The following is a 14,791-nucleotide window of genomic DNA, read 5'->3' on the forward strand; positions in this document are numbered from 1 at the left end:
ATTCTGTAAAACGCTGTCCATATTACGGATAAAAATGTTGCTGTCAAATCATTTATTAGTGATTTATATCTAAAGTGAATATCTCAACACAACCTTAAAAGTTTATTTCTCTTGATATAAGTTTTTTATCAGAATTAATCTCTAAAAATGGCTTTTGAGAAGCTGTTTTTGTCCTGTTTTATTACTCGTTTCTGGTATGCCGATTTTTTATAAAATTTTTTCTCTTTTTGCGATCTGAATCGCAGAATTAAGACAAACTTTTCATTTTTTGAGACAAATCTCACCATAATTCTCTTTTTAAAGGAGAGATAGATGAGCAATTTTACCTCGATTTTGTTGCGATTAGCTCAAGTGCCCAAATTGGGCAGTGTGCGGATTCAACAAATTTTGGCCCATGTGAATATAGAAGACTTGTTAAATTATGATGAAGTGGCATTTCAACAAATGGGGTGGGATGCTTTGCAGATTCGTCGTTGGTTTCAGCCAGAAATGAAATTTATTGAACCTGCTTTGAACTGGGCCGAAAAAGAAGGACATCATTTAATACACTGTTTTTCAGATGAGTATCCTTTTTTACTCAAACAAATTAGTGGCTTTCCACCTTTATTATTTGTGAAAGGCAATTTGACCGCACTTTCTGCTCAGCAAATTGCCATGGTTGGAAGCCGTTATTGTTCGGCTTATGGGGAATATTGGGCAAAGTATTTTGCGACAGAACTTTCTCTTGCAGGATTGACGGTCACGAGTGGGCTGGCTTTAGGTATCGATGGATTTAGTCATCAGGCGGTGGTGGATATTCAAGGGCAAACCATTGCCGTATTGGGTAGCGGATTAGATCACATTTATCCCGCTAAACATCGCCGATTAGCCGAGAAAATTATCGAAAATAACGGGGCGTTAGTTTCTGAATTTATTCCTACGCAAGCACCGATAGCCGAAAATTTTCCTCGTCGTAATCGCATTATCAGCGGGCTTTCATTGGGAACGTTAGTCATTGAAGCAACAGAGAAAAGCGGTTCATTGATTACAGCGCGTTATGCTTTAGAACAAAATCGCGATATTTTTGCCTTACCAGGGAATATTCAAAGTGAATACAGTCAAGGCTGCCATAAACTGATTAAGCAAGGGGCGATGTTGGTGGAAAATGTCAAAGATATTTTAGATAGCCTCAATCACAGCGTTGTTTTTCAGCCTCCAGTACATAATACGCAAATTAATAAGCCGATAGCTCAACCACTCACAGCAAAAACACTAGCCGTGGAACCAAGTCATCCTGAACTTTATCAACATATCAGTTATACACCAATAAGCCTTGATGATTTATCGGTTACATTGAATTTGCCGGTGGATTTGCTTTTAGTGCAGTTGTTAGATTTGGAGTTACAAGATTTAATCGTCAATGAGAATGGACTCTATAAGCGGATAGCATAAACGGGGTAGAGTAAGGAGGCTATCCTGTGCTAAGATACGGCTCAGTGTTTAGAAAGGAGAACCTATGTTAGCCATTATTTCCCCGGCAAAAACCTTAGATTTTGAAAGTGCGGTCAGAAATCTTCCTGTTTCTCAACCGCACTTGACGGATTATAGTGAGCAACTGATTGAAATCTGTCGTCAATTATCTCCCCAAGATCTTTCTTCCTTAATGTCTATCAGCGATAAACTTGCAGGCTTAAATGCCGCTCGCTTTGCGGAATGGACAAAATCTCACAACGAAAAAAATTCACGCGCAGCCATTTGGGCATTCAAAGGTGATGTTTATACCGGTTTAGATGCGGATAGCTTATCTGATGAAGATGTGCAATTCGCACAACGCCATTTACGTATGCTTTCTGGCTTATATGGCTTACTTAAACCCCTTGATTTAATGCAACCTTACCGCTTGGAAATGGGTACGAAGTTAGCGAATCCAAAAGGGAAAGATCTTTATGCTTTTTGGGGGAACATTATCACTCAATCCGTACAACAAGCACTTGATGAGCAAGGCGATCGTGTGTTGATCAATTTAGCTTCCGATGAATACTATAAATCAGTGAAAGAAAGCCAATTAGAGGCACAGATTGTGAAGCCTGTTTTCTTAGATAATAAGAATGGTAAATACAAAGTGGTCAGCTTTTATGCAAAAAAAGCCCGTGGTTTAATGTGTCGTTTTATCATTCAAAATCGTTTGGAACGTGTTGAACAACTGAAAGAGTTTGACCTAGCTGGTTATTGGTTTGATGCGACATCCTCAACTGAAAAAGAATTTGTATTTAAGCGAGATATCAATGAATAAAATCCTGGTTATATTGACCGCACTTTTACTCTCAGGTTGTGCGGCAAAAGTGAGTCAACTTCAAACTCCTGAAAAAATAGAGTACAACGGCAAAACTTATAAACTTACTGCAAGCCAAGATTTGGATACGATTGCGCGTTATGTTTATCTTGCCGAGCCAGATACCTTAGAAAATTGGCAATCTCAAATTGAAGTGTTGCTTGATCGTGATTTATCCCGTTCTATTGAGCAACGCGTAGCATTGCGTGAGAAGGTATACCGTAATTTAGGGGTGAAAGATTTCAAAATTCTTGCAAATTCAACGAATCCGAAAAAGCCTGCCACAGAGTTAAATGGTTATGTCATTTATGCTCCGACAGAACAAAATCCGTCTTGGCAAGTGGATATTGCTAAGGGTAAAAATATTCCACGTTGTGGCTTTGTGCAATATCAATATTCCCAAAAAGTGGAACAAGGTAAGAAATTTCAGCGTTTAAACAAAGTAAAAATTGTGAAAAATTTACAAAAGTATTTGGTGGCGAAAGAAAGCAAGACATTACAAAAAGCCGATCTTTCTTGGAAATGTGAAAGTTATTTCCATCACTAAAACTTATACTAGATCAAATTCCACGTAAATTTTAAAAATTTTTCTAGAGCAGAAATAATGGATGGTGTAATCTTGACGCCAATTATTCTTAGAGTTCAAAGTAGGTAAATATGATTAAAAAAATTGCTGTATTAACCAGCGGTGGTGATGCACCAGGTATGAATGCTGCCATCCGTGGCGTTGTTCGTGCAGCTCTTGCAGAAGGGCTTGAAGTATTTGGGATTTATGACGGTTATCAAGGCTTATATAATAATAAAATCAAACAGTTAAATCGTTATAGTGTGTCCGATATTATTAACCGTGGAGGTACATTCTTAGGCTCTGCGCGTTTCCCAGAATTTAAAGATCCTGCAGTACGTGAAAAATGTGCAGAAATTTTACGTTCTCACGGTATTGATGCTTTAGTTGTTATCGGTGGTGACGGTTCTTACATGGGGGCAAAATTGCTTACTGAAGAACATGGTTTCCCTTGTGTGGGTATTCCAGGGACAATTGATAACGATGTAGCTGGTACAGATTACACAATCGGTTATGAAACTGCACTACAAACAGCCGTTGATGCGATTGACCGTTTACGTGATACCTCAAGTTCTCACCAACGTATTTCTATCGTGGAAATCATGGGTCGTCACTGTAGTGACTTAACCATTTCAGCAGGTATTGCCGGTGGTTGTGAATACATTGTGGCATCTGAAATGGAATTTAATCGTGAAGAATTAATTCGTCAAATTGAACGCAGTATTATTCGTGGAAAACGCCATGCCATTATTGCGATTACTGAATTAATCACAGACGTACATTCTCTTGCTCGTGAGATCGAAGCTCGCGTAGGCCATGAAACCCGTGCAACTGTATTAGGCCATATTCAACGTGGTGGTTCGCCTTGTGCCTTCGACCGTATTTTAGCTTCACGTATGGGCGTATATGCGGTAGATATATTGCTACAAGGTAAAGGTGGCTACTGTGTGGGTATTCAAAATGAAAAATTAGTTCACCATGATATTATTGATGCAATCAACAATATGCGCCGTGAATTTAAAGCAGATTGGTTAGAAATGGCTAAACGCTTAGAATAATCTTTTAAAGATTATTTAAAATAAAAGAAATCGGGCTAAAACAATGATTGTTTTAGCCCGATTTTTATATGCTTAGATTAGGCTTTTAGTTTGTTTTTCTTACGTTGCAAGAAGTACACGAAAACGAGTAATAATGCACAAGCAAGAGACACAATAAACAAGCTACCAAAGAATCCATTCCAGTGGAGAGATTGAATAATCCACGCTAATGGGGCACCCGCCGCTGCCGCACCAATATAGGCGAAGAGACTAACGAAACCGGTAGAAGAACCTGAAGCATGTTTGTGGGAGTTTTCAGCCGCGGCCATTGCGATAAGGAATTGCGGACCAAAGATAAAGAATCCCATGAGGAAGAATAATCCACACATAACGAAATAGTTATCGCTTGGGATGAACCATAATGCTAAGGAGGTTGAAATAATACCTAACACATAAATGATGTTCATTTGGGTACGGTTTCCGTTGAAGAACTTATCAGAGCCCCAGCCTGCAAAAAGTGCTCCTAAGAATCCACCGATTTCAAAGAAAGAAACCGCGGAGTTCGCTTTAAGTAAGTCATAACCGTGGGTTTCTGTTAAATATAAGTTACCCCAGTCATTGATACCGGTACGGATGATATAAATAAAACACCAAGAAAATGCTAATGCCCAGATAATGCTGTTTTTAAACACATAAATTTTAAGAATTTCCCAGTTAGATAAACCTAAACCTTCACTTTCATGTTCTTTTTCAGCAATATCATTACGCCATTCACCTACAGTTGGAAGTCCCATTGAAGTTGGGCGATCGCGTAATAAGAAACAAAGAGCAAAACCGATGACACAGGCAATAATCCCTGGCACGATCATACCGTAACGCCATCCCCAATAAAGGGCAACGGCACCAGATAAAATTGGAATGAGTGCACCACCTAAGTTATGTGAGGTATTCCAGATCGCCCACCATAAACCACGTTCATTACGTGAGTACCAAGTGTTTAGGATTTTTGAACATGGCGGCCAACCCCAACCTTGGAAAAAGGCGTTGATCATCCAAAGGGTGATAAACATAAAAACAGATGAGCTCATGCCGAATAGAATATTGACGACACCTGTCATCATTAAGCCAATCCCCATAAAGTAACGAGGGTTAGAACGGTCACCAAGTACACCTGATAAGAACTTGGATACACCGTAGGTGAGATAAAACGCAGTACCCATGATACCGATATCGGCTTTTTGTAGCCCTAAGTCCGTTAGCATGGCAGGCATAACGAAGTTAAAACTTTTACGAGTAAAATAGAAAACGGCGTAGCCGATATAGCTGGTAATCATCAAATGTAATCGCCAGTAACGATAAGTTTTGTCGATCTCCTCTTTGCTTTTAGTAACCGGTAGATCCGGTGGTACACTGAAGATACCCATAATATTTCTCCTCTAATGATAATAATTCATTCCAGTATATTACAAAGCCGGTTTTTAAAAGGGGACTCAGATCAAAAAATAGAGGATTTATAGGAAAAAATAGTTTGATGAATCGTTGATTTGATGATGAAGGAAAAAAAAGTGCGGTCAACATTTTAGGGTTTTGACCGCACTTCGTTTTTGGATGGTTTGGATGTGTTTTACGCTTTACGCTGCAAAATTAAAGAACGACAATCATAGGGATTATCCGCATCTGCTTGGCGATATTCTTCAAACTCGATGTTCCATTCAGACCAATTAATTTCAGGGAAGAAGGTATCGCCGTCAATGTCTGCTTGAATTTGTGTGAGATATAGTTTATCTGCTTTAGGTAAATATTGTTTAAATAACTCGCCGCCGCCAATCAACATAATTTCATCAAATTCTTTGACAAAATCGACCGCACTTTCAAAATTCTCTTTCCAGATGACACCTTCATGTTCGTAAGGCGTGCGTGAAAGGACAATATTGGTACGTTTGGGTAGTGGGCGCCCAATGCTTTCAAAGGTTTTACGACCCATAATTACCGGTTTGCCTGTAGTGTTTTTACGAAACCAGGCTAAATCAGCAGGTAAGTGCCAAGGCATTTGATTATCTTTTCCGATGACGTTATTTTTTGTTGTTGCAACGATCAAGCTTAATGTCATATTTTCTATCCTATTTTTCTTTTTTTTCACTATATCATAGCTATTCACAAAATCTATATATGAGGTTGGATTTTTCGTGATTTTTATTAATTTTAGTGCTAATTTAACCGCACTTTTCTATTTTTTCACTGAGGATAAACTATGTCGGCAAATCAGAAAACAATCGTCATAAAATTTGGTACTAGCACATTAACACATGGTTCCCCAAAATTGAATGCACCCCACATGGTCGATATTGTTCGCCAGATTGCCCAACTTCATCAAGCCGGTTTTCGTGTAGTGATTGTGACATCAGGTGCGATTGCCGCTGGACGACATTATTTAAATCATCCTCAACTTCCTCCAACCATTGCGTCAAAACAGCTTTTAGCTGCTGTAGGGCAGAGTCAGCTTATTCAAGCCTGGGAAAAATTATTTGCGATTTATGATATTCATATTGGGCAAATTTTATTAACTCGTGCCGATATTGAAGACCGTGAACGTTTTTTAAATGCACGCGATACATTACATGCGCTGTTGGACAATCACATTATTCCAGTGATTAATGAGAATGATGCGGTGGCAACGGCTGAGATTAAAGTAGGGGATAACGATAACTTATCAGCGCTAGTCGCGATTTTAGTGCAAGCGGAACAACTTTACTTATTAACGGATCAACAAGGCCTATATGAAAACGATCCGCGTAAAAATCCAGATGCGAAATTAATTCCTGTGGTTGAGCAAATTACCGACCATATTCGTTCTATTGCAGGCGGTAGCGGTACAAACCTTGGTACTGGCGGCATGAGCACAAAAATAATTGCGGCAGATGTGGCAACGCGTTCGGGTATTGAAACGATAATTGCACCAGGTAGCCGACCAGATGTGATTGTGGATTTAGCCTACGATAAACCAATTGGCACCAAATTTATTGCGCATCATTCAGATCGTCTCGAAAGTCGTAAACAGTGGTTATTTGCAGCACCATCAGCGGGCATGTTGATGATTGATGAAGGCGCTGAAAATGCCATGTTAGTACAGAATAAATCGTTACTGCCTGCAGGAATTACGGCTGTGGAAGGGCGTTTCTCACGTGGTGAAGTCGTCAAAATTAAGAATACCTCAGGTAAAGTGATTGCACTCGGTATGCCACGTTATAACAGCGATGCGTTGGAATTAATCAAAGGGAAAAAATCCCAAGATATTGAGCAAATTCTTGGTTATGAATACGGGGCTGTTGCGTTACATCGTGATGACATGATTGTGCTATAGCTTAAAATAGAAATCGGATCTCTCATATTTTCTGAACCTTCCTTTTATTTTGTCGGTCTATAAAACCATAAAAAGGGCGATAGCCCGACATTAAGTAGTAAAAGGAGACAACATGAGATTAATAGCGACCGTTTTAGCTGTTGGGCTATTAAGTGCTTGTACGCAGGGCTATTATGTAAAACATCGTAGCCCAATTTCAGTGAGCAAACACGTAAAACGTTTAAATACGACGGTTTGTCATGATAAAGATGACTGGTATTTAGATGGTTATCGTGTAGGAAAAGATTTCCAAGCGCAAAGCCAATCTCAATTGAATAAACGAATTAATTATTGTGGCCGACGTGTACCTGAAGAGCTGAGAACCGCATGGTTTAATGGTTTTGATGCAGGCTCAAATGGCGTTCAGATTGATATAGAGGGTTATGATGAGGATGCTCTCTTAACCTATGATTATGACGATGATGATCGTTATAGCGAAGACGAAGAAGAATAAAAAAGTGCGGTTAATTTTAACCGCACTTTTTCTTTTTAAAGAATATCGAGTAATTCAACTTCAAACACTAGGGGTGAGAATGGTGGGATAGATGCGCCCGCACCACGTTCACCGTAAGCCAGTTCGTGTGGAATAGTGAGTTTCCATTTAGAACCAACAGGCATCATTTGTAATGCTTCAACCCAACCACGAATTACGCCATTTACTGGGAATTCAGCCGGTGTGCCACGAGCAACAGAGCTGTCGAATACGGTACCATCTGGTAATGTACCTGTGTAGTGAACACGTACTTTATCAGTTGCAGCTGGTTTGTTACCGTTACCTTCGGTTAAAATTTCGTATTGTAAACCGCTATCAGTCACGTTTACGCCTGCTTTTTTCGCGTTTTCTTCTAAGAATTTTTTACCTTCTTCTTCAATCGCTTTAAATTGCGCTTGTTGTGCTTCAGCTGCTTGTTGTTGAAGCGCTTGAACAGAATGCATTAAATCATTAATTTCTAATGCTGGTTGATTACGATTTAACGCATCAAAAATGCCTTTTGCTACTGCTTCAACAGAAATATTCATTTGGCTATCTGCTAATTGTTGACCGATTTGTAAACCGATACCGTAGCTGCCTTTTTCAGAAATACTTTCTAATTTTACTTGTTCAAAAATTTGAGCTGTCATGTTTTTTCCTTTGTTGTAAAACTATTTTTTCAATGCCAAGATTTCACCCATGCGAACAGGTTCATCAACACTTAAATGATCGGCAATTTGTACTTGACCAGCTTGGAATAAATTAATTACGGTAGAACCAAGTTGGAACCAACCCATTTCTTGACCTTTGCTTAATTTAACCGCACTTTCACCTTCATAAGTCCAGACTTTTACTTCGTTATGACGTGGTGGGTTAATGACACCAGCCCAAACGGTACCGATACTCGCAGTGATTGTTGCACCCACTAAGATTTGTACCATAGTACCGAATTCAGTATCAAAGACACAAATCACACGCTCATTACGTGCAAAGAGGTTCGGCACATGTTTCGCTAAAAACGGATTGACGGAGAATAAATCACCCGGCACGTAAATCATCTTGCGAAGAGTACCATCACATGGCATATGCACACGGTGATAATCACGTGGTGATAAATAAGTGGTGACGAATTCCCCATTTTTAAAGGTCTCGGTTAAATCTTTATCTTCCGCTAATAAATCGTTTAAGCTGAAGAAGTGACCTTTTGCTTGTAATAGGCGGTCATCTTCAATGTGCCCACATTCACTTACACGGCCATCCGCAGGGCAGCAAAGTGCGGTTGGATTTTGGTTAATTGGTCGTGCATTTTCTTTTAATGGACGGATAAAGAATTCATTAAAACTGGCGTAATCGCTGAATTTTTCTTTTTCAGCAATGCTCATATCAATGTTGTATTTTTTTGCAAACGCTTTAATCACAAAATGTGTCACCGCGCCCCATTTTTGTTTAGCTAGCCAACCCGCTGCTTGTGTCATGTAGATTTGAGGCATCACATATTGAAATGCAACTTTTAGGCGTTGCCAATAAGAAATTGGGTTCATTGATTTCTCCAATAAGATTTAAAAGTCAGGCGATTATAACAACTTGTTTCACTTGTGCAATGTTAGTTGATGTTTTTGCGCAAGATGAAAGCAAGAAGCCGACATTTGTCGGCTTTTTTGCGTTTATAAAATCATTTTGACTAATTTGTCTGCTTGAATCCGAGCAAATTTCTTCAACAGTTTTTGCACTGGTTCAGGATATTGCGTCAATTCTTCTAATTCAGAATAATCTTGCAATACTTTGGTATGTTGGCGGATGTGTGACAATTCTTGTTCCACTTGAGACAGAAGTTCTTGTTTGGGATCGTGGATTAATAATCCATTTTCCGCATCTAAACGCCATGCGCGCGGGTTTAAGTTGTTCCCCGTTAAAAGAATATACTGGTTGTCCACCCAAACACCTTTGAGGTGATAAGTGTTATCGCCATCTTTCCATAAACGCACAGTTAAATGGCCATTTTTAATGTAAGCATCAAATTTCTCGCAGAAACGACGAAGATTGCTTTCATATAAATAAGGCAGTGCACCTGCCATTTTAAACGGCTGCTCTGGTGGAATATAGAAATCGTTCGCGACTTTATCACCCACGATTATTTCGACACACTTTCCTTGCTCTAATAAGCGGGCAAGTTTACTTCTTAGTGTGCGAGGGAAGTTGAAATAAGGGGTGCAAATCACCAGTTTTTCCTGCACTTGTAAGAATAAATCTTCGATAACTTGGTTTAATTCATTGCCTGATGCACCTAAACCAAAAAGTGGTGAAATGGTTAAAACATCGGAAAAACCAACCGCACTTTCCAACTGATATTCAGCATGTGCAGATAAGTTTTTACGATAAGCTTTTATTGCACTACGAATTTCTTTGGTACGAGGGCGGTTAGCCACATCTAATGGATGTACAGCGCTGAAATCCAATAAATAATCATTGATGAAATTAACCATAGAGTCTGCAAGCGCAGCATTGTGGATTTTTTGATATCGGTCGTAACGGTATTTATCTTGTTGTTGTAAATACACGTTATTAATACTTGCACCGCTATAAAGGACGGTATCATCAAAGACAAAGCCTTTAATATGCAACACACCAAAGACTTCACGGGTATTAATAGGCACACCGAAGAACATATTCGGTTCATCGGAAAGTTGATAGGTTTGGCGTTGTTCACAATACCAATCAGCATTAGTGGCTGATTTTTCAGCACCGAGTAAATTGCGTTGTCCGCGATGCCAATCCACTAAAATTTTCACATCCAATTCTGGATGATCTTGTTTTACGCGATAAATTTCATTAAGAATTTCTTGTCCCGCTTCATCTTTTTGCCAATAAAGTGCGGTCACGTAAATGCGTTTTTTAGCTTGGCGAATTAATTCTATAATTTGTGCTTTGAATTCAAGCGGACTAAACAGAAACTCAACCTGTTCAGCCTGTAAAGGAAGAAAAGGCAAATTTTTTAAATTTTGTTCTGCTCGTTTAGCTTTATTTATTAACATAATCGATCTCTACACTAAAAATTAATGCTCTAGTTTACAATATTTCCTTTGTGGATTGATAGAAAAAAGGTTTTTTTTCGTTATAATGCTCACAAATTTTCGCATTTTTTGGCGAATTATTATCCAATTTTTCCTTCGAGAAGCAAATTATGAGCAATTCACGCAAACCATCATTCCAAACAAATTCCACCAAATCTTTTCAAGAGTGTAGCCCAAAACGTGCATTTAATGACAAAGAACGTCGCTTTGATGATCGTCGTAATAATGAAAAACGTGAGGGAAATCGACTGCACTTTGATAAAAAACGGGATGATCGTAAACCTTCTCGTGGTTTCCAACGGCAAGAAGTGAGAGAACCGAAAATTGCTGAACTTTCATTAAATAAAGCCAATGGTGAAAGCGGCGCGGTAAAAGTAACGGTGAAAAGTACTGGCGTGAGCTATAAACCGAAAGAAAAGAAAACGGGCGCATTATCACCTCGAGCACCGGAGAAAATTAAAAAGAACCGTGCTGAAGAAATGAAAGTGTATGGTGAAAATGCTTGCTTAGAATTGTTTGCAGAGCGTCCGGAGAGCATTGTTCGCGTATGGGCAACGGTGCAAATGGCACATAGAATTGGCGAGATTTTCAGTTATTTAGCCGCGAATAAAAAAGTGTATCACGTAGTGGACAGTGATGAGCTAAGCTTAGTGAGTGGTACCGAGCATCATGGCGGCATTTGTATGTTAGTGAAAAAACAACGTACTTTTTCTTTGCAAGGTTATTTAGATGTCCCGCGTCAAGAAGACTGTTTAGTGGTGCTTGATCAAGTCAATAATGCGCAAAACCTAGGTGGCGTTGTGCGTACTTGCGCCTTCTATGGCATTAAAAATGTGGTAACCAATCAAGTTGAACAGCTTTATGCACCGGCTGCGATGCGTGTAGCTGAAGGTGGAATGGAGCATATTCGTATTTTAGAAACAGAAAGTACGGAAATTGCGTTAGAGGCTTTACGTAAGGCGGGTTATCAGATTATTCATGTATCAACCAATAAACAGGGTATTGCGTTGGAACAACTCAAATTTGCAGCCAAAGTTGCATTAGTATTGAGTGAAGGCAGCACAGATGATATTCGTGAGAAAGAAGATGTGAATGTGCGTCTTTCTTTAAGTAATCCATTAAAAACCGGATTAAATATTGCGGTAAATACAGGAATTTTATTAGCGCATTGGTATGTAAAATAACCTCAAGTGCGGTTATTTTTACACTTATTTTCAAGGCTGGCAGATGTCAGCCTTTTTTCTTTTTTAAAATGTGTGTCACTCAATTTTTCATCTTTCTTTCATAAAGTTTTTGGGGGAAGTTAGACAAAAGATCTATACTATTTCTAGTTGTTATTTAACAGGGAGTTTTTATGCCTGAACGTTCAGCCAATATTAGTACACATGATCCTTTCGGAAGTTTATTAGGTTATGCCCCGGGTGGGATTGCGATTTATTCATCAGATTATCATACAGCCGATGAGAAAGAGTATCCGGATGATGCTGCCTTTCGCAGTTATTTAGGAAGAGAGTACATGGGATACAAATGGCAGTGTGTAGAATTTGCACGCCGTTATTTATACCTCAATCATGGCATGGTGTTTACTGATGTAGGAATGGCTTACGAGATCTTTTCTTTACGATTTTTACGTCAAGTGGTGAATGATGCCTTATTGCCCCTACAAGCCTTTGCAAATGGTTGCAAACGTAAGCCTGAAGCAGGTGCCCTTTTAATTTGGCAAGAGGGGGGGGAATTTAAACATACGGGGCATGTGGCGATTATTACCGAAGTCTTAGAGGATAAAATCCGCATTGCTGAGCAAAACGTGATTCACTCCCGCTTACCTAGCGGGCAGCAATGGACGCGTGAATTACCAATGACAGTTTCAGAAACGGGGTATTTTCTGCATGATACCTTTGATGATACTGAAATTTTAGGTTGGATGATTCAAACAGAAGATACTGAATACAGTCTGCCGCAGCCAACGCCAGAAAAAGAGAAACTTGAAATTCATGCAGAACATATTGAAAACAACGGTCAGTTTGAACATAAATGGCTGAATGAAAACAATGAATTTGAAGCTGCCTATGTGAAAGCCATGGGAGGGCATAAAGTTAGTCATTCTGATCAATATCGTTACTTTACGATGTCTGAAACAGCACAGCATGAGTTGATTCGTGCAACCAATGAATTACATTTAATGTATTTGCATGCCACAGATAAAGTTTTAAAAGACGATAAGTTATTAGAATATTTTAATATTCCAAAATTATTATGGCCTCGCTTACGTTTATCTTGGCAAAATCGCCGTTATCAAACCATTACAGGGCGTTTAGATTTCTGTATGGATAGTCGTGGATTGAAAGTGTATGAATACAACGCAGATTCAGCCTCTTGTCATGCGGAAGCCGGTGAGTTTATGAATCGATGGGCAATCCAAGGCGGATTGAATATTGGTGAAAATCCTGCTGATGGTTTAAGTAATGCATTAGCGGATTGTTGGAAACACAGTGAAGCTACGCCGCTTGTTCATATTATGCAAGATCATGATGATGAAGAAGATTACCACTCATTGTTTATGCGTAATGCACTGGTTCAAGCAGGATTTCAAGCCAAAATTATTCATGGTACAGAGGGGCTACATTGGGATAGTCGTGGTCGTTTAATTGATGATGAAGATAACCAGATAAAAACGGTGTGGAAAACATGGGCTTGGGAAACCATGTTAGAGCAACTTCGTGAAGATGCGACAGGTATGGAAGTGGCACCACCAATTCGTACAGGCTACCCAGAAGATAAAGTTCGGTTAATTGACGTGTTACTTCGTCCAGAAGTCTTAGTCTATGAGCCACTTTGGACAGCGATTCCAAGTAATAAAGCGATCTTACCAGTATTATGGTCATTATTCCCGAATCATCGGTATTTACTTGAAGCAGGATTTGAACTGACACCAGAGTTGGTTAAAAATGGTTATGCACAAAAACCAATTGCAGGCCGTCGAGGTGATAATGTGAGACTCATTGGTGAGTGCAAATCTGTACTTGATAGCACAGACGGTCGTTTTGATAAGCAGGAAAGTATTTATCAACAGCTTTGGTGTTTACCAAAAGTGGAAGACCAATATGTTCAGGTCTGTACTTTCACTGTAGGGGGGCATTATGGTGGTAGCTGTTTACGCTCAGACCCGAGCTTGGTCATTATGGGAAACAGTGATATGCAACCGTTAAGAGTATTATCAGATAAAGATTTCCTTAAGAAATAAAAATAAAATCGGCACTCAATGGGTGCCGATTTGTTATTGTTAATTTATAAAATTATTTTGCTTCTTTGTTATCAGTTGGTTTTTCATCTGTTTTTAACATATCAGCAGGAATAAACGTTTGTTGTACTTTTGACATATCTGGAAGATGGTGTGCAATCCCTTTGTGACAGTCGATACAGGTTTTGTTTTGTTCCTGTGCAAGTGCGTGCATTTGTTGTGCCACAGTTTTTTGTTGTGAGTAATCCATATCATTAAAGTTATGGCAGTTACGACACTCTTGTGAGTTATTCGCTTTCATACGCGCCCATTCGCGTTCAGCCATTTCTAAACGATGTTTTTCAAATTTCTCTTTAGTATCAACTTTACCCGTATAGTATGCTAATACTTCAGTAGAAGCCTGCATTTTACGAATCATTTTTGGCACAAATTCATGAGGAACGTGACAGTCAGAACAAATCGCTTTCACACCTGAACGGTTGCTAAAGTGAATTGATGCTTGGTATTCAGGTACAACATCGTTAGTATGACAATCTGAACAGAATTGTTCAGTATTAGTTGCTGACATACCGACATTAAATAGGTTAGTTCCAACAATAGTACCAATGATAGTTAATAAAATCACCCCACCAATTGCCATTTTGCTCGGCGAGCGTAACCAACGACAAACTTTTTGAATGCTTGATTTAATCAT

The 14,791-nt window shown here is 39.1% G+C and carries 14 protein-coding genes; 8 read left to right on the forward strand and 6 right to left on the reverse strand.

Annotation, left to right across the window (positions count from 1 at the left end):
• Window positions 1-312: 312 nt before the first annotated feature.
• The 4 genes from dprA to pfkA all read left to right on the forward strand — a co-directional run bounded on the left by dprA (window position 313) and on the right by pfkA (window position 3,934).
• A complete protein-coding gene (gene dprA, locus INP95_RS04415; protein ID WP_197560983.1) occupies window positions 313-1,431 on the forward strand; it encodes a DNA-processing protein DprA in 1,119 nt (372 codons plus the stop codon).
• A gap of 64 nt (window positions 1,432-1,495) precedes the next feature.
• A complete protein-coding gene (gene yaaA, locus INP95_RS04420; protein ID WP_197560984.1) occupies window positions 1,496-2,272 on the forward strand; it encodes a peroxide stress protein YaaA in 777 nt (258 codons plus the stop codon).
• The gene (locus INP95_RS04425; protein WP_197554997.1) at window positions 2,265-2,858 is read left to right on the forward strand and encodes an HI_0983 family protein; all 594 of its coding nucleotides are present in this window, start codon (window positions 2,265-2,267) and stop codon (window positions 2,856-2,858) included. Before yaaA ends, INP95_RS04425 begins: the two co-directional genes overlap by 8 nt.
• A gap of 110 nt (window positions 2,859-2,968) precedes the next feature.
• Window positions 2,969-3,934 carry a 6-phosphofructokinase gene (pfkA, locus tag INP95_RS04430; RefSeq protein WP_049373141.1) on the forward strand — a complete coding sequence of 322 codons (966 nt, stop codon included), beginning with the start codon at window positions 2,969-2,971 and terminating at the stop codon, window positions 3,932-3,934.
• A gap of 77 nt (window positions 3,935-4,011) precedes the next feature.
• Here pfkA and uhpC read toward each other — a convergent pair whose 3' ends face one another.
• Entirely contained in the window at window positions 4,012-5,337 is a 1,326-nt protein-coding gene (gene uhpC, locus INP95_RS04435; RefSeq protein ID WP_197560985.1) for an MFS transporter family glucose-6-phosphate receptor UhpC, read from the reverse strand.
• Between the two features lie 200 nt (window positions 5,338-5,537).
• The gene (gene folA / locus INP95_RS04440) at window positions 5,538-6,023 is read right to left on the reverse strand and encodes a type 3 dihydrofolate reductase (protein ID WP_197560986.1); all 486 of its coding nucleotides are present in this window, start codon (window positions 6,021-6,023) and stop codon (window positions 5,538-5,540) included.
• A gap of 141 nt (window positions 6,024-6,164) precedes the next feature.
• Here folA and proB point away from each other — a divergent pair, with 141 nt between their 5' ends.
• Window positions 6,165-7,274 (forward strand): glutamate 5-kinase, encoded by a 1,110-nt coding sequence (gene proB / locus INP95_RS04445; RefSeq protein WP_197560987.1) that lies wholly within the window; start codon window positions 6,165-6,167, stop codon window positions 7,272-7,274.
• A gap of 112 nt (window positions 7,275-7,386) precedes the next feature.
• The gene (locus INP95_RS04450; RefSeq protein ID WP_005696814.1) at window positions 7,387-7,767 is read left to right on the forward strand and encodes a hypothetical protein; all 381 of its coding nucleotides are present in this window, start codon (window positions 7,387-7,389) and stop codon (window positions 7,765-7,767) included.
• Between the two features lie 35 nt (window positions 7,768-7,802).
• On the opposite strand, the gene INP95_RS04455 is transcribed toward INP95_RS04450, so the two are convergent.
• The 3 genes from INP95_RS04455 to pssA form a co-directional block, all read right to left on the reverse strand.
• On the reverse strand, window positions 7,803-8,435 hold the full coding sequence (locus INP95_RS04455; RefSeq protein ID WP_197560988.1) for an FKBP-type peptidyl-prolyl cis-trans isomerase: 633 nt from the start codon (window positions 8,433-8,435) through the stop codon (window positions 7,803-7,805).
• A gap of 21 nt (window positions 8,436-8,456) precedes the next feature.
• Complete coding sequence (gene asd / locus INP95_RS04460; RefSeq protein ID WP_049373146.1) at window positions 8,457-9,326, reverse strand: archaetidylserine decarboxylase; 870 nt, start codon at window positions 9,324-9,326, stop codon at window positions 8,457-8,459.
• Between the two features lie 123 nt (window positions 9,327-9,449).
• Window positions 9,450-10,817, reverse strand: coding sequence for a CDP-diacylglycerol--serine O-phosphatidyltransferase (gene pssA, locus INP95_RS04465; RefSeq protein ID WP_197560989.1), 1,368 nt, complete (start codon window positions 10,815-10,817; stop codon window positions 9,450-9,452).
• Between the two features lie 149 nt (window positions 10,818-10,966).
• Between pssA and INP95_RS04470 the strand changes: the two genes are divergently transcribed.
• Together INP95_RS04470 and gss are read left to right on the forward strand one after the other, a co-directional pair.
• A complete protein-coding gene (locus INP95_RS04470; protein ID WP_197560990.1) occupies window positions 10,967-12,040 on the forward strand; it encodes a tRNA/rRNA methyltransferase in 1,074 nt (357 codons plus the stop codon).
• Between the two features lie 170 nt (window positions 12,041-12,210).
• The gene (gene gss / locus INP95_RS04475) at window positions 12,211-14,100 is read left to right on the forward strand and encodes a bifunctional glutathionylspermidine amidase/synthase (RefSeq protein WP_197560991.1); all 1,890 of its coding nucleotides are present in this window, start codon (window positions 12,211-12,213) and stop codon (window positions 14,098-14,100) included.
• A 52-nt stretch (window positions 14,101-14,152) separates the two neighbouring features.
• Here the strand turns inward: gss and INP95_RS04480 are convergent, their stop codons facing one another.
• Entirely contained in the window at window positions 14,153-14,791 is a 639-nt protein-coding gene (locus tag INP95_RS04480; protein ID WP_049373150.1) for a NapC/NirT family cytochrome c, read from the reverse strand.

Source organism: Haemophilus parainfluenzae (assembly GCF_014931375.1).
Taxonomy (GTDB): domain Bacteria; phylum Pseudomonadota; class Gammaproteobacteria; order Enterobacterales; family Pasteurellaceae; genus Haemophilus_D.

Bases quoted from the DNA above. Each gene is read 5' to 3' on its own strand.
- proB (WP_197560987.1), top strand. From the start codon at position 6,165: ATGTCGGCAAATCAGAAAACAATCGTCATAAAATTTGGTACTAGCACA.
- yaaA (WP_197560984.1), top strand. From the start codon at position 1,496: ATGTTAGCCATTATTTCCCCGGCAAAAACCTTAGATTTTGAAAGTGCG.
- INP95_RS04470 (WP_197560990.1), top strand. From the start codon at position 10,967: ATGAGCAATTCACGCAAACCATCATTCCAAACAAATTCCACCAAATCT.
- INP95_RS04450 (WP_005696814.1), top strand. From the start codon at position 7,387: ATGAGATTAATAGCGACCGTTTTAGCTGTTGGGCTATTAAGTGCTTGT.
- uhpC (WP_197560985.1), bottom strand. From the start codon at position 5,337: ATGGGTATCTTCAGTGTACCACCGGATCTACCGGTTACTAAAAGCAAA.
- folA (WP_197560986.1), bottom strand. From the start codon at position 6,023: ATGACATTAAGCTTGATCGTTGCAACAACAAAAAATAACGTCATCGGA.
- pfkA (WP_049373141.1), top strand. From the start codon at position 2,969: ATGATTAAAAAAATTGCTGTATTAACCAGCGGTGGTGATGCACCAGGT.
- dprA (WP_197560983.1), top strand. From the start codon at position 313: ATGAGCAATTTTACCTCGATTTTGTTGCGATTAGCTCAAGTGCCCAAA.
- INP95_RS04455 (WP_197560988.1), bottom strand. From the start codon at position 8,435: ATGACAGCTCAAATTTTTGAACAAGTAAAATTAGAAAGTATTTCTGAA.
- pssA (WP_197560989.1), bottom strand. From the start codon at position 10,817: ATGTTAATAAATAAAGCTAAACGAGCAGAACAAAATTTAAAAAATTTG.
- asd (WP_049373146.1), bottom strand. From the start codon at position 9,326: ATGAACCCAATTTCTTATTGGCAACGCCTAAAAGTTGCATTTCAATAT.
- INP95_RS04480 (WP_049373150.1), bottom strand. From the start codon at position 14,791: ATGATTAAATCAAGCATTCAAAAAGTTTGTCGTTGGTTACGCTCGCCG.
- INP95_RS04425 (WP_197554997.1), top strand. From the start codon at position 2,265: ATGAATAAAATCCTGGTTATATTGACCGCACTTTTACTCTCAGGTTGT.
- gss (WP_197560991.1), top strand. From the start codon at position 12,211: ATGCCTGAACGTTCAGCCAATATTAGTACACATGATCCTTTCGGAAGT.